Annotated in this window: 16 protein-coding genes; 8 read left to right on the top strand and 8 right to left on the bottom strand. The window is 60.5% G+C overall.

Going from position 1 to position 18,027, the window contains the following annotated elements:
* Window positions 1–341 (top strand): LGFP repeat-containing protein (locus tag J2X98_RS09085; RefSeq protein WP_373460856.1); only part of this gene is annotated, 341 nt, incomplete at its 5' end.
* 67 nt (window positions 342–408) lie between these two features.
* On the opposite strand, the gene rfbA is transcribed toward J2X98_RS09085, so the two are convergent.
* Entirely contained in the window at window positions 409–1,278 is an 870-nt protein-coding gene (gene rfbA / locus J2X98_RS09080; protein ID WP_141942217.1) for a glucose-1-phosphate thymidylyltransferase RfbA, read from the bottom strand.
* 2 nt (window positions 1,279–1,280) lie between these two features.
* Window positions 1,281–2,546: a hypothetical protein gene (locus J2X98_RS09075; RefSeq protein ID WP_307306840.1), complete on the bottom strand. Its 1,266-nt coding sequence runs from the start codon at window positions 2,544–2,546 to the stop codon at window positions 1,281–1,283.
* Between the two features lie 237 nt (window positions 2,547–2,783).
* Between J2X98_RS09075 and rfbB the strand changes: the two genes are divergently transcribed.
* The 4 genes from rfbB to J2X98_RS09055 are packed head-to-tail and all read left to right on the top strand — an operon-like array spanning window position 2,784 to window position 6,347.
* Window positions 2,784–3,782 carry a dTDP-glucose 4,6-dehydratase gene (rfbB, locus tag J2X98_RS09070; RefSeq protein WP_141942220.1) on the top strand — a complete coding sequence of 333 codons (999 nt, stop codon included), beginning with the start codon at window positions 2,784–2,786 and terminating at the stop codon, window positions 3,780–3,782.
* A 3-nt stretch (window positions 3,783–3,785) separates the two neighbouring features.
* On the top strand, window positions 3,786–5,213 hold the full coding sequence (locus tag J2X98_RS09065; protein ID WP_307306835.1) for a bifunctional dTDP-4-dehydrorhamnose 3,5-epimerase family protein/NAD(P)-dependent oxidoreductase: 1,428 nt from the start codon (window positions 3,786–3,788) through the stop codon (window positions 5,211–5,213).
* 45 nt (window positions 5,214–5,258) lie between these two features.
* Complete coding sequence (locus J2X98_RS09060) at window positions 5,259–5,924, top strand: glycosyltransferase family 2 protein (RefSeq protein WP_307306832.1); 666 nt, start codon at window positions 5,259–5,261, stop codon at window positions 5,922–5,924.
* Between the two features lie 12 nt (window positions 5,925–5,936).
* A complete protein-coding gene (locus tag J2X98_RS09055) occupies window positions 5,937–6,347 on the top strand; it encodes a DUF2304 domain-containing protein (RefSeq protein ID WP_141942223.1) in 411 nt (136 codons plus the stop codon).
* Window positions 6,348–6,633: 286 nt separating this feature from the next.
* Here J2X98_RS09055 and galE read toward each other — a convergent pair whose 3' ends face one another.
* Complete coding sequence (gene galE, locus J2X98_RS09050) at window positions 6,634–7,665, bottom strand: UDP-glucose 4-epimerase GalE (protein WP_307306829.1); 1,032 nt, start codon at window positions 7,663–7,665, stop codon at window positions 6,634–6,636.
* 109 nt (window positions 7,666–7,774) lie between these two features.
* On the opposite strand from galE, the gene J2X98_RS09045 reads away from it, so the two are divergent.
* Entirely contained in the window at window positions 7,775–8,518 is a 744-nt protein-coding gene (locus tag J2X98_RS09045; protein WP_307306826.1) for a glycosyltransferase, read from the top strand.
* Between the two features lie 177 nt (window positions 8,519–8,695).
* Here the strand turns inward: J2X98_RS09045 and J2X98_RS09040 are convergent, their stop codons facing one another.
* Window positions 8,696–9,580 carry a glycosyltransferase family 2 protein gene (locus J2X98_RS09040; RefSeq protein ID WP_307306823.1) on the bottom strand — a complete coding sequence of 295 codons (885 nt, stop codon included), beginning with the start codon at window positions 9,578–9,580 and terminating at the stop codon, window positions 8,696–8,698.
* A gap of 128 nt (window positions 9,581–9,708) precedes the next feature.
* Between J2X98_RS09040 and J2X98_RS09035 the strand changes: the two genes are divergently transcribed.
* Complete coding sequence (locus J2X98_RS09035; protein WP_160147566.1) at window positions 9,709–10,629, top strand: glycosyltransferase; 921 nt, start codon at window positions 9,709–9,711, stop codon at window positions 10,627–10,629.
* Window positions 10,630–10,758: 129 nt separating this feature from the next.
* Here J2X98_RS09035 and J2X98_RS09030 read toward each other — a convergent pair whose 3' ends face one another.
* The gene (locus J2X98_RS09030; RefSeq protein ID WP_160147567.1) at window positions 10,759–11,685 is read right to left on the bottom strand and encodes a glycosyltransferase family 2 protein; all 927 of its coding nucleotides are present in this window, start codon (window positions 11,683–11,685) and stop codon (window positions 10,759–10,761) included.
* A gap of 98 nt (window positions 11,686–11,783) precedes the next feature.
* Here J2X98_RS09030 and J2X98_RS09025 point away from each other — a divergent pair, with 98 nt between their 5' ends.
* Complete coding sequence (locus J2X98_RS09025; RefSeq protein ID WP_307306817.1) at window positions 11,784–13,034, top strand: hypothetical protein; 1,251 nt, start codon at window positions 11,784–11,786, stop codon at window positions 13,032–13,034.
* A 269-nt stretch (window positions 13,035–13,303) separates the two neighbouring features.
* On the opposite strand, the gene J2X98_RS09020 is transcribed toward J2X98_RS09025, so the two are convergent.
* Genes J2X98_RS09020 through J2X98_RS09010 form a run of 3 tightly spaced genes read right to left on the bottom strand, consistent with a single transcriptional unit; the run spans window position 13,304 to window position 18,027 of the window.
* Window positions 13,304–15,160, bottom strand: a complete 1,857-nt coding sequence (locus tag J2X98_RS09020) for a DUF6541 family protein (protein WP_307306871.1) — start codon at window positions 15,158–15,160, stop codon at window positions 13,304–13,306.
* Between the two features lie 49 nt (window positions 15,161–15,209).
* Entirely contained in the window at window positions 15,210–17,249 is a 2,040-nt protein-coding gene (locus tag J2X98_RS09015; protein WP_307306814.1) for a DUF6541 family protein, read from the bottom strand.
* A 25-nt stretch (window positions 17,250–17,274) separates the two neighbouring features.
* The gene (locus tag J2X98_RS09010) at window positions 17,275–18,027 is read right to left on the bottom strand and encodes an ABC transporter ATP-binding protein (RefSeq protein WP_141942239.1); all 753 of its coding nucleotides are present in this window, start codon (window positions 18,025–18,027) and stop codon (window positions 17,275–17,277) included.

Genomic DNA, 18,027 nt, shown 5'->3' with positions numbered 1-18,027 from the left:
CCCCCAACGGACCCGTCCGCAGCGCCTGGCAGGCCAGCGGCTTCGAGGGAGGCACCCTGGGCTACCCGACCGGACCGGTAACCTGCGGACTGAAAAACGGCGGCTGCTACCAGAACTTCCAAAACGGAGCCATCATCTGGTCCACCGCCACAGGAGCCCAGGTCTCCCCCAACGGACCCATCCGCAGCGCCTGGCAGGCCAGCGGCTTCGAGGGAGGCCCCCTCGGCTACCCGACCGGACCGGTAACCTGCTCTGCTGATGGGCAAAGCTGCACCCAGTTCTTCCAGGGAGGTCGGATCGACTGGACCGCAACTGCCGGCGCCAAGATCACTCGGCAGTAAGGTAACAGCAAAGAAAATGTCGATGGCGCCCCGCAAGCGGGCCGCCATCGACGTTTAAAATTGATACTTACGCGCCGTGCTCCAGCAGGTCAATCAAGTATTGGCCGTAACCACTCTTGATGAGCGGTGTGGCACGTTCGCGCAGTTCCTCATCAGTGAGAAAACCAAGTCTCCACGCGATTTCCTCCGGAGCACCGATCTTCAGGCCCTGGCGGTTTTCGGTGGTGCGGACGAAGTTCGAGGCGTCGTTTAGGTCATTGAAGGTGCCGGTGTCCAGCCAAGCGGTGCCGCGGGGCAGAATCTCGACCTGCAACTTCTCGCGCTCCAGGTAGGTGCGGTTTACGTCGGTTATCTCGAGTTCGCCGCGCGGCGAGGGCTTGAGGTTCTTCGCGATATCGACCACATCGTTGTCGTAGAAATAAAGGCCGGGCACTGCGTAGTGGCTCTTGGGTTTTGCCGGCTTCTCTTCAAGGGAGATCGCCTTCCCATCAGGGCCAAATTCCACAACGCCGTACGACGTGGGGTCCGCTACCCAGTATCCAAAGACAGCGCCGCCGTCGATATTTTCGAAGCGGCGGAGCTGCGTGCCCATACCCGGACCGTAAAAGATGTTGTCCCCGAGGACCAACGCCACCGGCTCGTTTCCGATATGTTCGGCACCCAGAATGAAGGCCTGCGCCAGCCCGTCAGGAGACGGCTGCTGGATGTACGTCAGGCTCACCCCGAATTGTGATCCATCCCCCAGGAGCCGCTGGAACTGCTCGGCGTCGTGCGGAGTGGTAATGATCAGGATGTCCCGTATGCCCGCGAGGATCAGGGTTGAGAGCGGGTAGTAGATCATCGGCTTGTCGTAGACCGGAACGAGCTGCTTGCTGACACCAAGCGTGATCGGGTGGAGCCTCGATCCCGTTCCGCCGGCGAGAATGATTCCTCGCACGCTCACCTTCTTTCGTTGTCGTTGGTTCGCAATCGGTTACACGATATCGCTACTCGCCCGTACTCCCAGCCGCGAGGTGCTACGAATGCCGGCACTTCGGCGAGCTGCGGGTCGGAAGCACATGCGGATCGTCCCGCCAAAACCTGCTCTCCCCACGATGGGCCGTCTGCCCTGGAACTGGTGGGTGGAAAGAATCCGAGGAACAGAATGGTGGCAAGTATTGTCGCGCAACTGTTTTGCCATGTGATTCCGCGGCGCAGGGAGGGCACCGGGGCTACAGGCCTCTCCGTTTCGCGACGCCAATGAAAACGGCCCGACGCCAGCGCCAGCGCCCCAAGTGCAAACATGGCCGGAGCAACTGCGTACCGCAGGAAGTCGAACTTCAGCCACTCCTGGTTCGTAAACGACGAATAATTCATAAATGCGCGGTTGTTGAAAACTTGGGCGGCAAACCAGAGGGCCGCGGAAACTCCGACGGACGCCAGCACGGCCACAAGCGTTGCGCGCCCATTGAATGCTGCGGCGACAGCAGGAGCCAATAACAGCGCTACGGGGACCAGGAGCAGAGCTCCGCCGAAGTAAGTCCACGCGACGCCTACGCTGGACGCTGAACTTTCGACGCTCGACATACCTCCCTGCAGAAGCCACCCGATAATGACGCTTCCAAGGTCCCACGGCACTGCGTCCTGTGAGACCGAGCGCGGGAAGCTGACGTAGGTGATGAATTGCAGGGCAAGACCCAGGAGCAGGCCGACCGACCCGCCCCATTGACGCCGGGTGCGAACGGCAAACCAGATAAGAGGTACAAAAAGAACCGTTTGGATCTCAGTGGTGGCGGCCACGAAAGACACAAGTACAAGCAGGATGTTGGACGAACGGCGCCGGGATTGATGTATGAGAATCCACGGGGTCAGCCACAGCATGTACCAATGAAGGTTGGCTGTATTTCCCATGACCTCAAGAGGTGCAACGGGTAGGAGTGCGGGTATCCCCGCGAGTAACAGCCGGCTCCAGACCGACGGAATATGTGACCGGCTAAGGAAGAAGACAGCCACACCGACAAGCCCGACGCATGCGCAGGATAGCCACGAAATTCGCTCGGCGTATCCTTCGAGCGGACCCATACGAAGGGATAGGTGAGCCAAAAGCCGCGGAAGAAGATGGAGATACCCGTCGTACGGGTCCATAAGGCCGCTCAGGAGCCGGCTGTCCATCGCCTGACGAAGGAAGATGCCGCCGTCCTCGGCCCAGAGGGTTTCCCTGGTCAAGCCTGGAAGCCTGATCCAAGCCACGAGCGTGAGGGCTGCAGCACCCAGAGCAGCTGCGGCGAAGGCCCGGAATCCGTTCCTCGATACAGCGAGAGTCCGGCGAAACGTCCACGGCAGACGGGGCGTTCCGGGAGCATCGACAAGCCGCGGTGGACGCAGCTGGCCAGCCGGCAAGTTCAAGTCGGACGTCCCTTCATTCAAACAATGTTCAAAGCCTATCGGCTACGATCTTGAATCATGCAACGACTCCTCGTCACCGGCGGCGCCGGCTTCATTGGTTCCAATTTCGTCCACTACGTTCTTGAAAACACCGACCAGCAGGTCACCGTTCTGGACAAGTTGACGTACGCCGGCAACCTGGAATCGCTCAAGGGTCTGCCCGAGGAACGTTTTACGTTCGTTCATGGCGATATCGCCGATGCTGCCCTCGTGGATCAGCTGGTTGCCGAGACCGACGTCGTGGTGCACTATGCAGCCGAATCGCACAATGACAACTCCCTGCATGACCCCCGCCCCTTCCTTGATACAAACATCATCGGGACCTACACGCTGATCGAGGCTGCCCGGAAGCACGACAAGCGGTTCCACCACATCTCAACCGACGAAGTCTACGGCGACCTTGAGTTGGATGATCCTGAACGATTCACGGAGCAAACGCCGTACAACCCGTCCAGCCCATATTCTTCAACCAAGGCTGGCTCGGACCTGCTGGTCCGCGCCTGGGTGCGTTCCTTCGGCCTGCAGGCGACGATCAGCAACTGTTCCAACAATTACGGCCCGTACCAGCACGTGGAGAAGTTCATTCCACGGCAGATCACCAACATCATCGATGGTATCCGGCCGAAGCTTTACGGCAAGGGCGAGAACGTTCGTGACTGGATTCACGCCAACGACCACTCGTCTGCCGTGCTGGCCATCATCGCCAAAGGCAAAATCGGTGAGACGTACCTCATCGGCGCCGACGGTGAGAAGAATAACAAAGATGTAGTCGAGCTGATCCTCAAGCACATGGGCCAGTCACCGGATGCCTATGACCATGTCGTGGACCGGCCCGGCCACGACCTCCGGTACGCCATCGATTCCACCAAGCTCCGCACGGAGCTCGGTTGGGAACCGCAATTCTCCAACTTTGACGCCGGCATTGAGGCCACAATCGCCTGGTACCGAGACAACGAAGACTGGTGGCGACCCCAGAAAGCCCTCACCGAAGCCAAGTACAAGGAACAGGGCCAGTAAGACATGTCTATTGAGTTTTCAAAAAAGCTGGTTGCCCACGAAACACCAATACCAGGCGTTGTCCTTTACGACCTGCCGGTGCACGGTGACAACCGGGGGTGGTTCAAGGAAAACTGGCAGCGGGAAAAGATGGTGGCCCTTGGGCTGCCGGACTTCCGTCCAGTTCAGAACAACATCTCGTTCAACGAGAAAGCAGGCACCACACGCGGCATCCACGCCGAGCCATGGGACAAATTCATTTCGGTAGCCACCGGCCGGATCTTTGGCGCTTGGGTGGACCTCAGGGAAGGGCCGTCGTTCGGTGCGGTTTTCACCGCCGAACTCGATGCCAGCCAGGCCATCTTCATCCCCCGGGGCGTCGGCAACGCTTTCCAGACCCTCGAAGACAACACCGCCTATACGTATCTCGTCAATGACCATTGGTCAGCTGACGCGCAGGGCCAGTACACTTTCCTGAACCTTGCCGACGAGACGGTGTCCATTCCGTGGCCTGTGCCCCTTGGGCAGGCCGAACTTTCCGACAAGGATAAAGCGCATCCCCGCCTTCAGGACGTTGCGCCGATGCAGGCTAAGAAAACCCTCGTGCTGGGCGCAAACGGTCAGCTCGGCAAGGCACTGCAGGACGCCTACGATGGCGATCCATCGGTGGAATTCGCAGGCCGGAACGAATTTGATCTGGCCTCGCCTGACTCCGGCTCAGGCCTGAACTGGAAGAACTACTCCACAATCATCAACGCTGCCGCGTACACGGCCGTGGACAACGCGGAAACCGCGGAAGGCCGGGAAGCCGCCTGGAATGTGAACGTTAAGGGCGTGGCCAACCTGGCCCGCATCGCCATCGAAAACAACCTGACCCTGGTCCATGTCTCCTCGGACTACGTCTTCGACGGCACAAAGTCATCCGCGTACGTGGAGGATGATCCGGTCTGCCCGCTCGGGGTGTATGGCCAAACGAAGGCAGCCGGCGACGCTGCCGTGAGCCTGGTGCCCCGGCACTACATAGTTCGCACCAGCTGGGTAATCGGAGACGGCAATAACTTCGTCCGGACAATGGCCGCACTTGCCGGAAGGGGCATCAAACCTTCCGTCGTAAACGACCAAATCGGCCGCCTGAGTTTCACCGCGGACATTGCTGCAGGCATTAAGCACCTGCTGGACACTGACGCGGAGTACGGCACCTACAACCTTTCCAACGACGGCGAGCCGTTGTCCTGGGCGGCCATCGCCGCCCTGGTGTACGAATCGTGCGGCGCTTCGCCGGATGCCATAACCGGCGTGAGCACCGAGGAGTACTTTGCAGGCAAAGCTGCGGCGCCCCGTCCGCTCAACAGCGTCCTCGACCTTTCAAGGATCAAGTCAGCAGGATTCTCTCCCGTGGATCAGCTCCAGCGTCTTCGCGAGCTGCCGCTCATGTCATCGAGTGTTCGGTGATTGCTGCGCGTCGGGGTGTTCGTGGTTGTGTGAGAGGATAGTGCGGTGAGTAAGACGTGGGTTGTCATTCCGATGTACAACGAGGCAACCGTTGTTGGCAAGGTCATCGAAGGCCTGCTGGGGACCTTTCCAAACGTAGTGTGTGTTGACGACGGCAGCCGTGATGGTTCTGTAGTTGTAGCCCGCAACGCGGGCGCGGTTGTGGTAGAGCATCCTGTAAACCTTGGCCAGGGTGCGTCGCTGCAGACCGGGATTGAGTACGCGCTGCAGGACCCCCAGACCGACTCCATCGTTACCTTTGACGCCGATGGGCAGCACCGCGTGGAAGACGCCGTGGCCATGGTGGAGCGCTTGCGAACGGAATCGCTGGATGTGGTGCTCGGTTCGAGGTTCCTGGATTCCAGGACGAAACTGACGGCCATGAAGCGGCTTGTACTGAAGGTCGCTGCACTGCAGATGAAGTTGTCCACAGGACTGGACCTGACCGATGCCCACAACGGGCTGCGTGTCCTGGGCAGGGATGTTGCCAGCCGCATTCAGCTTAGACAGAACCGCATGGCGCATGCGTCGGAACTGGTCCACCAGTTGGCGGCCTTCAAGGTGAGGTACGTGGAACACCCGGTGCACATCATCTATACGGACTATTCGAAGGCCAAAGGCCAGTCCCTGCTCAATTCGGTGAACATCGTTGCCGACCTGTTCTTCAAATAGGAGGGCCAACCCTTGATCTTCATAGTCCAGCTTGTTCTGGTCATCGCAGTAATCTTTGTGTCGCTGGCCCTGATGCGCGGTGGGTCGAATACGCGGCACCTGGCGATCCGGCGGTTGCTGCTGATGGTTTTTGCCTTCGCCGCCGCAATCTCTATCTTCCTCCCCGACCTGCTGACTCGCGTGGCGCAGTTCCTGGGCATCGGGCGTGGCACAGACCTGGTCCTTTATGCCCTAATCTTCTGTTTCTTCGTCTTCATGTCAACGACGTACCAGCGGTTCCGGCAGTCAGAGTTCGCGCTGACGCTCCTGGCGAGGCGAATGGCCCTTGACGAGGCCCCCCGCCCGTGGCTGGAAGACGACCGTCCACGCCTGCAGGCTCCAGTCAAACAGCAGCCCACCGCAGCATCCGGGTCTGAACGCTGACACGGAATTCCACCGGCAGGGGTGCGGCATTTGGCCGTCCCACCGTCGGAACGTTCCTGGAAGGCTGACACGCGTCAGCTGCAACGCCAGGCGCCAAGGGCCTGAGCACGGTTTAGACCGGCTCAGGCCCTTCGGCGTAATTGCGGTTCTTTTCGTCTTCCACCAATGGTGCAGCTCCAAGGCACGGGTAGGACGGCAGCCGGCCGGCCGGGAGCATCACGCAAACGCCAGCCGGCCTGCAGGCCCTCGATCTACCTGCCCAGGGGCTCGAAGAAGCTTCCGTCCGTCAGATTGGCTGGGACGACAGCGCCGTGTAGCCGGAGGGATTGGATTCCTGCCACCGCCAATGGTCCGCACACATGGCTTCGAAGGACCGTTCAGCCTTCCACCCCAACTCGCGCAGCGCTTTGGACGGGTCGGCGAGGCTAACAGCGACATCACCGGGCCGGCGGTCCACGATTTCAAAGGGCACCGGGCGGCCCGTGACTTTGGCAAAAGCATCAATGACCTCCAGCACGGACGTCCCCCGCCCCGTGCCTAGGTTCCATGTGAACAGGCCTGAATTGCTTTCCAGGTACTGCAGCGCGGCCAGGTGCCCGGCGGCAAGATCCACCACGTGGATATAGTCCCTAACCCCAGTTCCATCCGGGGTGTCGTAGTCGTCGCCGAATACCCGCACCAGGGGGCGCATACCTACCGCGACCTGCGCCACAAAAGGCAGCAAATTGTTTGGCGTGCCCACCGGGTCTTCACCGATACGGCCTGAATCATGCGCGCCGGCGGGATTAAAGTAGCGCAGGACAGCGACCCGCAACGTGGGGTCCGCTGCTGCCACGTCCTCCAGAATCTCTTCGATCTGCTGCTTGGTGCGGCCATACGGGTTTGTGGCGTTGCGCCGCATCCCCTCGAGCAAGGGAAGCGGATTCTGGGGGTCGTAGACGGTGGCCGACGAACTGAACACGAGGCGGGTGACACCATGCTTTTTGAGGGCCGCTAGCAGGTTCAGTGTGCCCACTACATTGTTCATGTAGTACTCATAGGGGATTTGGGCTGACTCCCCCACGGCCTTCAATCCAGCGAAATGGATCACCGCGTCCGGCTGGAACTCCCCCACCGCTGCTTCGAGTGCATTTGTGTCCAGAAGATCGGCCCAACGCGTCTCCACGGGCACGCCGGCAAGCTCTTCAACCCGTTCAAGCGACACCGGGCTGGCGTTGCGCAAGTTGTCGTAAACCATGACCTCGTGCCCGTGCTCAAGTAACTGCAAGACAGTGTGGGAGCCAATAAAGCCAGCCCCGCCGGTAACCATAATCTTCATGTCTTCAGGCTATCGGCACAGAGCCGCCCACGTTCAATCGGGCACGACCACATACCTGCCCATTGCTATGATGGGGGACGCCCCACACCCAACCCGCCGGAGAATATGCATGCCCACACGACCGGTCGTATCCGTCTGCATGGCGGCTTATAACGGCGCACAGCACATCCACGAGCAGCTCGATTCCATCCTCGCGCAGCTGACCGAGCACGACGAAGTGATCATTGTCGACGATGGTTCTACAGACGGCACCCGCGAATGGCTCACCAACATGCGCGACCCCAGGGTGAAAGTCCACTTCAACGCATCCAATCTCGGGTATGTCCGCAACTTCGAAAAGGCACTCGGACTCAGCACCGGAGAGATTGTCATGCTCTCCGACCAGGACGACCTCTGGCTGCCCGGACGGGTGGACGCCCTTGTCCGGGCACTTGATGGCGCAGAGGCCGTCGCCTCAAATTTCAGCTACTTCCAAGGCACGCCGCGGAAGCTTGAGCAGCTGCGCCTCAAACAGGGCACCGGTGGTCACAGGGTCCGGAACCTTATCCGGCTCTGGATCGGCATCATTCCCTACTACGGTTGCGCCATGGCCTTCCGCCGGACCTTCATCCAAAGCAGCCTCCCCTTTCCCCCGTTCCTCTACGAAACTCACGACCAGTGGCTCGCTATGCTCGCCAACGTCAGAGGAACCATGGCCCACCTCGAACTCGAAACCCTCAGCCGGCGGCTTCACGCAAATAACACAACACCCAAAACCTTCAGAGGCATCCCAACCATTCTGAAATCACGCTGGATGCTCAGCAAGGCCTTTGTTGAGGCAGTGAAGCGGCGCAAAGGTCCTCGGCCCGCTTAGCGCTTGGCGCTGCTTGACGTATTCGCAGCGACCATCAGGGTGGTCGCGGAGCTACCGGCGTCGGCAACAGCTCTGGACCTGCGACCCCCATTGCCTTTCAGGTCGATAACAACGAAAAAATGCAGAGGGGCGGCGCCTTCCCGGCGCCGCCCCTCTACATGCTGAGTTGCTGGAAGCTTAGGCCACCACGTGCTTGAGAAGCTTCTGCACCGCCGCGCTGTTGCCGGCCGCAAGGCCCTTGCCCACGAGGGAGGCAGCGTTGAGCCTGCTCATAAGGTGGGTGGTCGCGGCACGTGCGGCCTTCGTCCAGCCGCGGGCTTTAAACCGTTCCGCCTGGTCCTGGAAGAATCGCCGTTCCTCTTCAAACCGGCGCCCGTCAAGGGCACGGACCGAGGAGTCGGATGCGGAATGTCGACGGTACAGGAAAGCGAGCTCGGGATCCACGACCATAGCACCGCCTCGGTCCGCGACATCGAGGAGCATGGCCAGGTCCTGCACGACATCCAGTCCCTCTGTGAACCCGATCCCCTGCACAACCTCCGCACGCCATGCAAGCGACGGGAAGTAGGTCCAGTTCGCACGCAGGAGACTTGCAGCCAGGTCCTCGTTGGCGAGCACCAGCGGCGCTGATGTCTGGGGTGCGCACGCCTTCTTGACACGATCCACGAGCGGATTAACCGCGATGCCGTTCTCGTCGATCACCTGGACACCCGGCTGCACGATTGCAGCTTCCGGGTGGGCCTCAAAGGAGCGAACAACGACGTCGAGATAGTTGGGCAGCATAATGTCGTCGGCACCCATGATGACCACAATAGGAGCCTCCGCCTGCGAGAGGGCCTTGCGGTAGTTTCCGTTGGCTCCCAAATTCTCAGCATTCTTTTGGTACGAAACCCTCGGATCATCAATGCCGGCAAAAAACTCTTCGGGCTCCTTGCTCGGGTAGCCGTCATCGAAGACCCGCAGGCGCCAATCATGGAAATGTTGAGCCATGACGCTGTTGGCAGCCTTCTTCATAAGTCCCACGTCCCCGTAATAGGGCAGCATGACGTCGACTACGGCCATAGAGAGATCCTCCCACCATCGTTGTTGCGCCAGACGGCGCCTGACCATGCTACCGGACCGAGCGCGTTCGCATCCGCCGATAGACTGGAACGAACAGCCCGAGATCAAGGCTCCTGGAAGGAACACCATTGCCGCAGCAGGACTCCGTCGTCGCCGTACTGTCACTTTTCAACCCTCCAGCTGAAGTCGTCGAGCGGGTCCGGAGGCTACAGCGCCAAGTGGACAACGTGGTGGTTGTCGACGACGGCTCACCCTCACCCGATGCCCGCACCTTTGAACAATTGGCGGACGTTGCCCAGGTCATAAGGCTCGGCGAGAACAAAGGCATCGGCGCCGCCCTTAACGCTGGAATACAGCATGCGCGGGCCGCTTGGGATCCGGCGTGGCTGCTAACGCTCGATCAGGACTCCGAGATCGGCCCGCATTTTATCGAGCGCGCGCTGGAGACTGCGCAACGCGCCACGGGCGCTGGGATTAAAGTGGGTGCGGTCACACCAGAGACACACAACGGAACGCGCATCGACATGCTTCCCGGGAAGGACGAATTCGGGGAAGGCTTCGACCCGATGCAGTCCGGCACACTTATTTCCGCCACAGCGCTGGACCACGTGGGCCTCCTCGACGAGGCGCTCTTTATCGATGCTGTTGATTCGGAATACACCGCGCGGCTGCGACAGCACGGCTATCGCCTCATCACGGGCGATGGCTGCGACCTCTCCCACACCCTGGGGCAAGCACGTCCGATGAAGTTCCTGGGTCTCCGCGTAAAGATCGCCGGACGCGAGCTGAACGTTTATTACCATGCCCCATTCCGCGTCTACTACATGGCGCGGAACAGCATTCAATTGACCCGCAAATACCTTCTTGGCCAGCCGGCTTGGATTTTCAAGCGGGTGGCACTTGAAACCATCTTCCACCTGATACGCGTGACATACGGACCCAACCGGATGGCGCTGCTCAAGGCTGTTGTCCTCGGGACACGCGATGGGCTTCGGGGGCGTCGAGGACGAATCCCGCAGGACGTCCAGGACAAGCTCACGGCTCCCTAAGGCTGCCCACAGGAGGCAGAAAAGCATGGGCCTGCTGGCCCGAACGCGCGGAACAGCTGCCACCTGTTCAACGCAATCCGGGCTCAGCTGGCATTGATGCACCACCGCTGGCAGCGCCAGGGACGACAGCTATTTGAGCGCGTTGATCCCCAGAGCCTGGCGGCCCTCCCGCGGCAGGGTCGCGACCAGGCCGCCGGGCGCAATGCGCCGCGGCCGGCGGGAGACTCCGTGGAACCATCCTCGGGCCGCAGCTGAAACCCACCCCAGCTTGTTCTCGGCCTTGACAGCCTGCTCGAGGGTCTGAATGGCCAGGCCGCCCAGGTTGATGATCTTTGAGTTCCGATCAGTGTCCTTTTCCCGCACGTACCACAGGGTGTTTCGGATGTGGTAGTAAAGGCGCGGCCCCATGTCGGCCGTCGTGCCCTTGGCAACGGGATGGTTGACCATGCTCGCCGGAACGGTCATTGCGAGCCCCATACGGGACAGTCTGTGCGTGTATTCAGAGTCGTCGATCCAGATAAAGAAGTCGACGAACGGAAGGTGGGTCTCCCTTGCGAAGTCCAGGTTGACCAGCACGCCAACAAAGGTAGCGGTGTCGATCGCCACGCCGCCGGCGGCATTCGCATCCATGTGCCGCTTGGCATCTGTCGTAATGACCGGAGGGTTGCGGGTGTTGAAGACGTCGCGTCCGTGCGTAACCAGGGAAGCCAGAACCGAGGGGCGAGGCTCCATGCCCTGGAACGCTTCCTTCAGTGGCGCGAAGGCATCCAACTCCGGTTCGGCGTCGTCATCCATCAGCCAGGCAGCCTCATGGCCTTTCGCCATGGCAATGTCCAGTCCCCAAGCGAAACCGCCGGCGCCGCCCAGGTTCTTGCCCGTCTCGAACAGGGTCACATTTGGATGGTTCTTTCGCACGTAGTCCGCGCTGCCGTCCGTTGAACCGTTCTCGACCACGATGATCTCGTCCAGCGGTTCGCTCTGGGACTCCAGCGCGACAAGGCACTTTTCTAAAAGCTTTATTCGGTTGTATGAAACGACAACGGCCGCAAACGTCAATGCATCTCCTAAGTGCGGGGCCAGTCCAAGCAGTCTATAGGACGGACCCCTTCAGCCCGTCGCCTAGAATCGAAGGGTCCCCCTCGAACAGGAGTCCCGTGTCCATCAGAGCAGGATCTGCCCACATTCGCCGCCTGATCAGCTTCGCCGCTACGGTTGGGGCGTCGACTGTCGTGAGTCTGGTCACAGTTCCCCTGATCATTGGCCGGACAAGTGCTGCGGCTTGGGGCAGCCTGGCAGTCATACAGACAGGAGCCATCCTCTTCGGCGTTCTCGTTGCCTTCGGGTGGGGAACGACTGGTGCGGCCACTGTGGCCAGCATGCCGCGGGAGGCGAGGCCTGCGATGTATCTGGAATCACTCGTGTCACGGGCCTATCTCTTCATCTTCACGCTTCCAATCATGATCGTGGTGATGCTCTTGATTTCACCCGCAAGCGTCGGCGTAGTGATTGCTGGATCCGTTGCCTATCTGCTGCCTTTCCTTGGGGCGACATGGTATTTCATAGGTGAGGCCCGTCCGCTCCGGCTCTTCCTGCTCGATGCCCTCCCCCAAATGGTGGGGGTTATGGTTGGCTTCCTTGTACTCAGCGTGACCGGGGAACTTGCCCACTTCCTTATCGCCCTGGCCGTTCTCACGGCTGTGGGGGTGTTCCTGTCCAGCGCGGTAATCCTTCGGGGCCTTCCTGCCAATACGAGAGTCGATTTGGGGCTGAGGCCGGCGATGGCCCGCCTTGCACCGCAGCGCCATGGCGTAATTACGGCCGGGACCACAAGTCTCTACGTGACCTTGCCCCTTCTCGCCGTCTCCGCGCTTGCCCCGGCCGCCACCCCTCTGTACGCCATGGGCGACAAACTCTTCAGGTTCGGCCTGGTGGCCTTCTCTCCGGTACTGCAGGTCATTCAGGGCTGGGTTCCAGAGGGAGGACCGGTAACCGTCGCCCACCGTGCCCGGCGGGCAGCCATAATTGGCCCCTTGTTCGGCCTGCTCGGCGGGGCAGTCATAACACTCGCCACACCCACCATCGCCGGCATGCTCTCTCACGGCGAACTCAGGCTCACAATGGCCCAGGCGCTCCCTTTTGGCCTCATGTTCACCGTCGTTGCCTGCACGCAGATTATCGGCCTGGCATGCCTGGTTGCGATGAATCAGTCAAAGGCCCTGGCCAGTTCCACAGTGCTCGGTGCTATAGCAGGAGTTCCCCTCATTCTCGGCGCCGCCTACTTCCTCGACGCTTGGATTGTGGCGTGGGCAGTCGTCGTATCGGAACTCGTTGTCCTTGCCTACCAGGCGTATGCCCTCCGCCGGCAGCTGAGCCGGCAGAAGGTCACGGCGCCCAGCGTGGTGTGACCAGGGCGCGAGTCCGACCGTGGGTCAACAATGGCCTTACCTCGGAGACCGGCAGACCCCGTGAGCTTGTTGTGCACGTTATTTGGGGTCCATGATGCTGCTGGTGGCCGGCCCACGTTGCGCGGGCACCCCCAGGCCTCCAGCAGCTTCTCCGGGGGTCCGGTGTTCCTGGCTGTGCAGCAGTGCGCCTTCTCCGCCATCAGAGGCTGATGAGTGGTTTCTTTCGGGCTGTCCACACAAGCTGGCCGGGAGATACCGGCGGTCAGAGACTACGACGCAGCACAAGCCGTGATCCGCAGCAGGCGTGCGCCGCCGTGCTGCCTTATCACTTCCGCAACGCCCTTTGTGTCCAGCCCCAAGAGGCCGTCGTAGGGGTGGTTTCCCCCGCCGATCTCGTCCCTGCCGAAATCGAGCACGTACCGGAGTCCAAGTCTGTTGACAGCTCCGCACACCCTTGGGTCCCACCGCGCATCGTCAAGCTTTTTGTTGACGAGATCCACATCGGGAGGGGTAGCCGACAACATATGGAGCTGCAGAGTCTTTCGCTGGCCAAATGTGTACGCGAGAGCAGTCCCCGTCCAGGGATTCCCGGCCAGGACCTCGCCGTCAGGAACGAGGGAAGGCAACTCGTCCAAAAGCTCCTTTTCATCCCGGTTCAGGAGGGGGGACGTATCCGAAAGCGAGTACTTGCCTTGGGCCGAGTAGACCTGATGGACGACGTTTGTTGCCTGCCCAATCAGAAAAACGAGCACAAGCAACCCTGCGACCTGTGGACTGGAGAAGCGCCGTCCCTTCCATGCAAGCAAGGGCTGCAGTTTGTGAGTCATGGAGACCACGCCCCACGACACTACAGGTATTGCTGCTATGGGAAGCAGGGCTGCCAGCCTGTACGAGTCGGCATACCAAGGGCCGGCAACTGTTCTCCGGAAGGGAAGAGCATCGATTGCCGCCACGTTCACAAACAGGTATGCCCCAACCGCGAACAGGCCTGCCACCCAGCGCCGTTCAGGCGACCTAAGCAGGTAGAAAAGGCCCAGCAAGATGAACACCGCGATGATTGGCGTGGAAGCCTGCCCAAGCGGTGCCACCATGATGGCCTCCCCAATGGCCTGTGCACGCATTTCGACGGGGTTCCAGTAGGAGGAAGGATCCGGCCGAACAAATTTCCAGAGCAAAAGCGTGAACGCCAACGCTGCTGCGGCAGCAACAACCAGGTACGTTCGCTGGCGCCGCCCGGCCATCTGCCACCTGCGCCACAGGAATACCAGGAACATCGGCCACGTGAAGGCCACAAGGGAATGCAGGGCGCTCGGGTGGGCGAGAGCAAGGCCCGGTAGCCCAAGGCAAAGCAAAAGCGCTGCCGACGAGGGAACCAGTTCCGGGGCTGCAGAAACCCGCAACAGCTGGACCATAAGGCCGAGGGCCGCTGGCAGGAGGGCAACGGCCAGATGATTCGGATACAGTACGCCAAAATCCAGAAGGAGCAGCGGGAAGGCTGCGAAAGCTCCGGAGGCCACTCCGGAGACCACGGTGAGGAGACTGGATTTCCCGAGCAGTTGGCGGCAGAGGTAGATACAACCGGGGACCCAGACCGCCATGGCAACTACGGCCGACACCGCGAAGATGGCAACCGGCGCCGTCTGGCCACTGAGCGCCATGGTGAGACTGACGATGCCGTGCCATGCAGCGGGGTAAAAGGCGGAGCCGTTCAGTTGTCCCAGCGTGAGACTTGACGCTGAACGTGTTTCCTTTATCCATGTCAGGGCGTTCAAGTGAAAAACGTCATCAATGGTCTGTGAGAACGCTCCTGGATGTCCCCATGAAACCAGTAGAGTGCCGCCCACCAGCGCGGCGCCCAAACCGATACCCACTGCCGAAAATCGCGGCCAATCTCCCTGGACCCGGAGTGAGCCGGGCGGCATGAGAACCCGCAAAACGCTCAGGAGGACGCAGGCAATCAGTGCAGAGCCGAAAAATTGCAGGCCGCCCCACGGGATCCCACAGAGCGCGAGAACCACAGCAGAAACCGCGACGACGGACACGCTCAGCAAAGGAGCCGCAACCAGCAGCCCCAAGCCGCGCAGCTTCCATATCCAGCCCATCACGAGCCCGGGAAGGAACAACACGGCAAGAGCCGCTAACGCAGCCACCAAAGCGGACAACCACTCCACCTTCTCATTGCCCCTGTTCTTTATTGGCCGTTGGCACCGCGGCACCGCCGCACACGTCGAGCTTCAGTAGACGGGCGCTGCCTTCTTGGTCGATGACATGCGCAACACCGGCCGTGTCCAGCCCCAGCAGCCCGTCATAGGCTTCGTGCCTGAAATTGCGGAACTCCCTTGTTCCGAAATCGAGCACGTATCCCACTTTGAGGCGGTCAACGGCTGGGCAGACCTGTGGATCCCATCGGGCGTCACGCAGCTTTCCGTCGACCATCCTCATGTCGTCACTCACCGTCGACAACGTGTGCAGTTCAGGGGTGCGGCGACCTGTGTAGGCGTAAACGAGTGAGGCTCCCGTCCATGGATTCCCGGCGATGACCGCATCCTTCGGAACGTGCTCTGCAACGCGCATGAGCAGATGCTCCTCATCGGTACTCAGGAGCTCCGATTGGTTGGTCTGGTTATATCCGTTCTGCGCGTCCCACACTGCGGCCCTCATGTTTCCCAGTTGGCCCTCGGCGGCGAAAAGGAAAACGAAAACGATCAAAACGACGGACTGAACAGACACGCGGGATGACTGAATCGGGCGCGCAAGCGCGGCAAGGCGCGCGAAGCGACGTTCGATGTGCCCGCTGTGCAGGAAAGTGTCGACCACCCTCCCAGCACGGACCAGGAACCAGTCGAATCCGACCAGAACAATCGGTGCCATCACGACCGGCAAGAGAGCGGCCACACGGAAGGCATCGTTGTACCACACGCCCGTGATGTACTCACGGAACGGTACGCGGTCAAAAGACGAAACGGCGACGAACAGGAAAGCTGTCACGACAAACAGGGCCAACAGCCAACGCAGTGGCGCAACCCTTGTTACGAGAACAAGACCGCCGAGAAGGCCGCCCGCTATGAACAATCCCACCGCGCCTCCCATGGGTGCCGCGAGGAATATTTGCCCTAAAGACTGTGCCAGGGATTGGACGGGGGGCCCGATGGAGTCCACAGCTTCCGGCCGAAGCGCGCCCCATAAGGCAACGGTAGCCGCGCCGGCCAGGACGAGAACGACGACGACGATGGTCCTCGCACGCTTCTCCGGCATCCCTGCAAGAAAGCGGCGCGCGGCCCGTCGGTGAGCCATGATCACCAGCGGCCAACCCATGGCGATCAGGGCCATAACGGCACCTGGATGAGCCAGTGCCAGACCTGGAGCACCGATTATGAGGCAGAGGAGAGCGAGCCCCTCAAATTCTCCCTTAAGGTCAGACGAGAAGCCAAGCATCCTCACCACCAAAGCAAGCGCGAGCGGCAACAAGGCTGTCGAGTAAAGATTGGGATACAAGACCCCCCACATCGCCAGAAGAATTGGCTGTGCGGGGAAGGACGCGGCGACCAGCCCGGCGAGGATTCCCACCCTCGGCGATCGGGGGCACACCTGTCTTGCGAGCAGGAGCACGGCTGCGGGCCAGACGGCTGCCGCCGTGACAATGCATAGCGAAGATACTGCAACGGGTACGGAGACACCCGCAAATTCAACAATCAAGGCGCCGAGTGTGTGCCAGGCCGCAGGGTAGAAAGGAATTCCCGTCATTCCACCCAACTGCAGGGACGAGGCGAAGCCCGTCTCCACTATGTAGCGGATGGCGTTCAGGTGGAAGATATTGTCGGCAGTTTGCGAAATATGTTGTGGTTGTCCAAACATCCGCATGAATTGGATCGAGGCAACAAGGGCTCCCAAAGCAAGGCCAATAATGTCCGTCCGTATCCGCCCTGGGTAGCCGCCCCGAAAGTCAGATGAGGCGCGCCCTGCAAGCCTGCCGACCACGGCAGACGCAGCGGCGAAGACCAGGGCGGCGACGATGAAGCCAGTCTTGTCCCAGCGAAGGCCAAGCAATTGGAAAAGGACAGGGCCGACGGCCACCACCGTGGTGGTGAACAGGGGCGCGAGGGCATAGAGCGTAATTCCCCGAAGCCGTAGTCCCAACCCGACCAGAACACCTGGGACGAAAACAACGGCGAAGGCAACCAGGAGCGACGGTACTGCGGGTAACCATGTCAACATGCGGCTCCCCCACACCAACCTGCGGTCATGCGTCCAGGCTCCGGCCGCGGAGTTCGCCGACCACCTCGTGCACTTCGCCGTCCATGATCACCTTGCCGTGCTCAAGGAGGACCCCGCGTTCACATATCGTCGACACCAGATCAAGGTCATGGCTCACCACAAAGAGCGTTTTGCCCTTCTCAGCCAGTTCTTTGATCTTGGCGATGCACTTGCGCTGAAAAGGCTCGTCACCCACGGCAAGAATCTCGTCGATCAGGAAGACCTCGGGATCGGTATGGACGGCGATGGAGAAGGCCAGCCTCAGGTACATGCCCGACGAGTAGAACTTGACCTCGGTATCAATGAATTCTCCGATCTCTGAGAATTCGACAATTGATTCAAACATGTCGTCTATTTGCTTTTCCGACATGCCCAGGATGGCACCATTGAGGTAAACGTTGTCCCGGCCGCTGAGGTCGTGGTGGAATCCGGCTCCTACTTCGATCAGGCCAGCTACCCTGCCACGTGTTCGAACGCTTCCGCCGTCGGGCTGCAGCACTCCGGAAATCAATTTAAGCAGGGTGGACTTGCCTGAACCGTTGAGTCCCAGAAGTGCGACAGTTTCACCTTTGCGAACTTCAAGGGACACGTCATTGAGTGCCAGGAATTTCTTGGACAGGTCGCCTTTGCGGCCCTTGACAAGCCAGACCAAAGCTTCCTTCAGGGAACGGGTATGCCGCAGAACAAATTGTTTTCGGACGCCAACACAACTGATGGCGACGGGGCCGAACGAAGTCAT

The organism is Pseudarthrobacter enclensis (genome assembly GCF_030811655.1).
GTDB lineage: Bacteria > Actinomycetota > Actinomycetes > Actinomycetales > Micrococcaceae > Arthrobacter > Arthrobacter enclensis_A.
This window is presented reverse-complemented; position numbering and strand designations above follow the sequence as displayed.

Coding starts and splice junctions, on each gene's coding strand:
- rfbB (WP_141942220.1), top strand. CDS start 2,784: ATGCAACGACTCCTCGTCACCGGCGGCGCCGGCTTCATTGGTTCCAAT.
- J2X98_RS09065 (WP_307306835.1), top strand. CDS start 3,786: ATGTCTATTGAGTTTTCAAAAAAGCTGGTTGCCCACGAAACACCAATA.
- galE (WP_307306829.1), bottom strand. CDS start 7,665: ATGAAGATTATGGTTACCGGCGGGGCTGGCTTTATTGGCTCCCACACT.
- J2X98_RS09045 (WP_307306826.1), top strand. CDS start 7,775: ATGCCCACACGACCGGTCGTATCCGTCTGCATGGCGGCTTATAACGGC.
- J2X98_RS09040 (WP_307306823.1), bottom strand. CDS start 9,580: ATGGCCGTAGTCGACGTCATGCTGCCCTATTACGGGGACGTGGGACTT.
- J2X98_RS09015 (WP_307306814.1), bottom strand. CDS start 17,249: ATGTTGACATGGTTACCCGCAGTACCGTCGCTCCTGGTTGCCTTCGCC.
- J2X98_RS09010 (WP_141942239.1), bottom strand. CDS start 18,027: ATGACTTCGTTCGGCCCCGTCGCCATCAGTTGTGTTGGCGTCCGAAAA.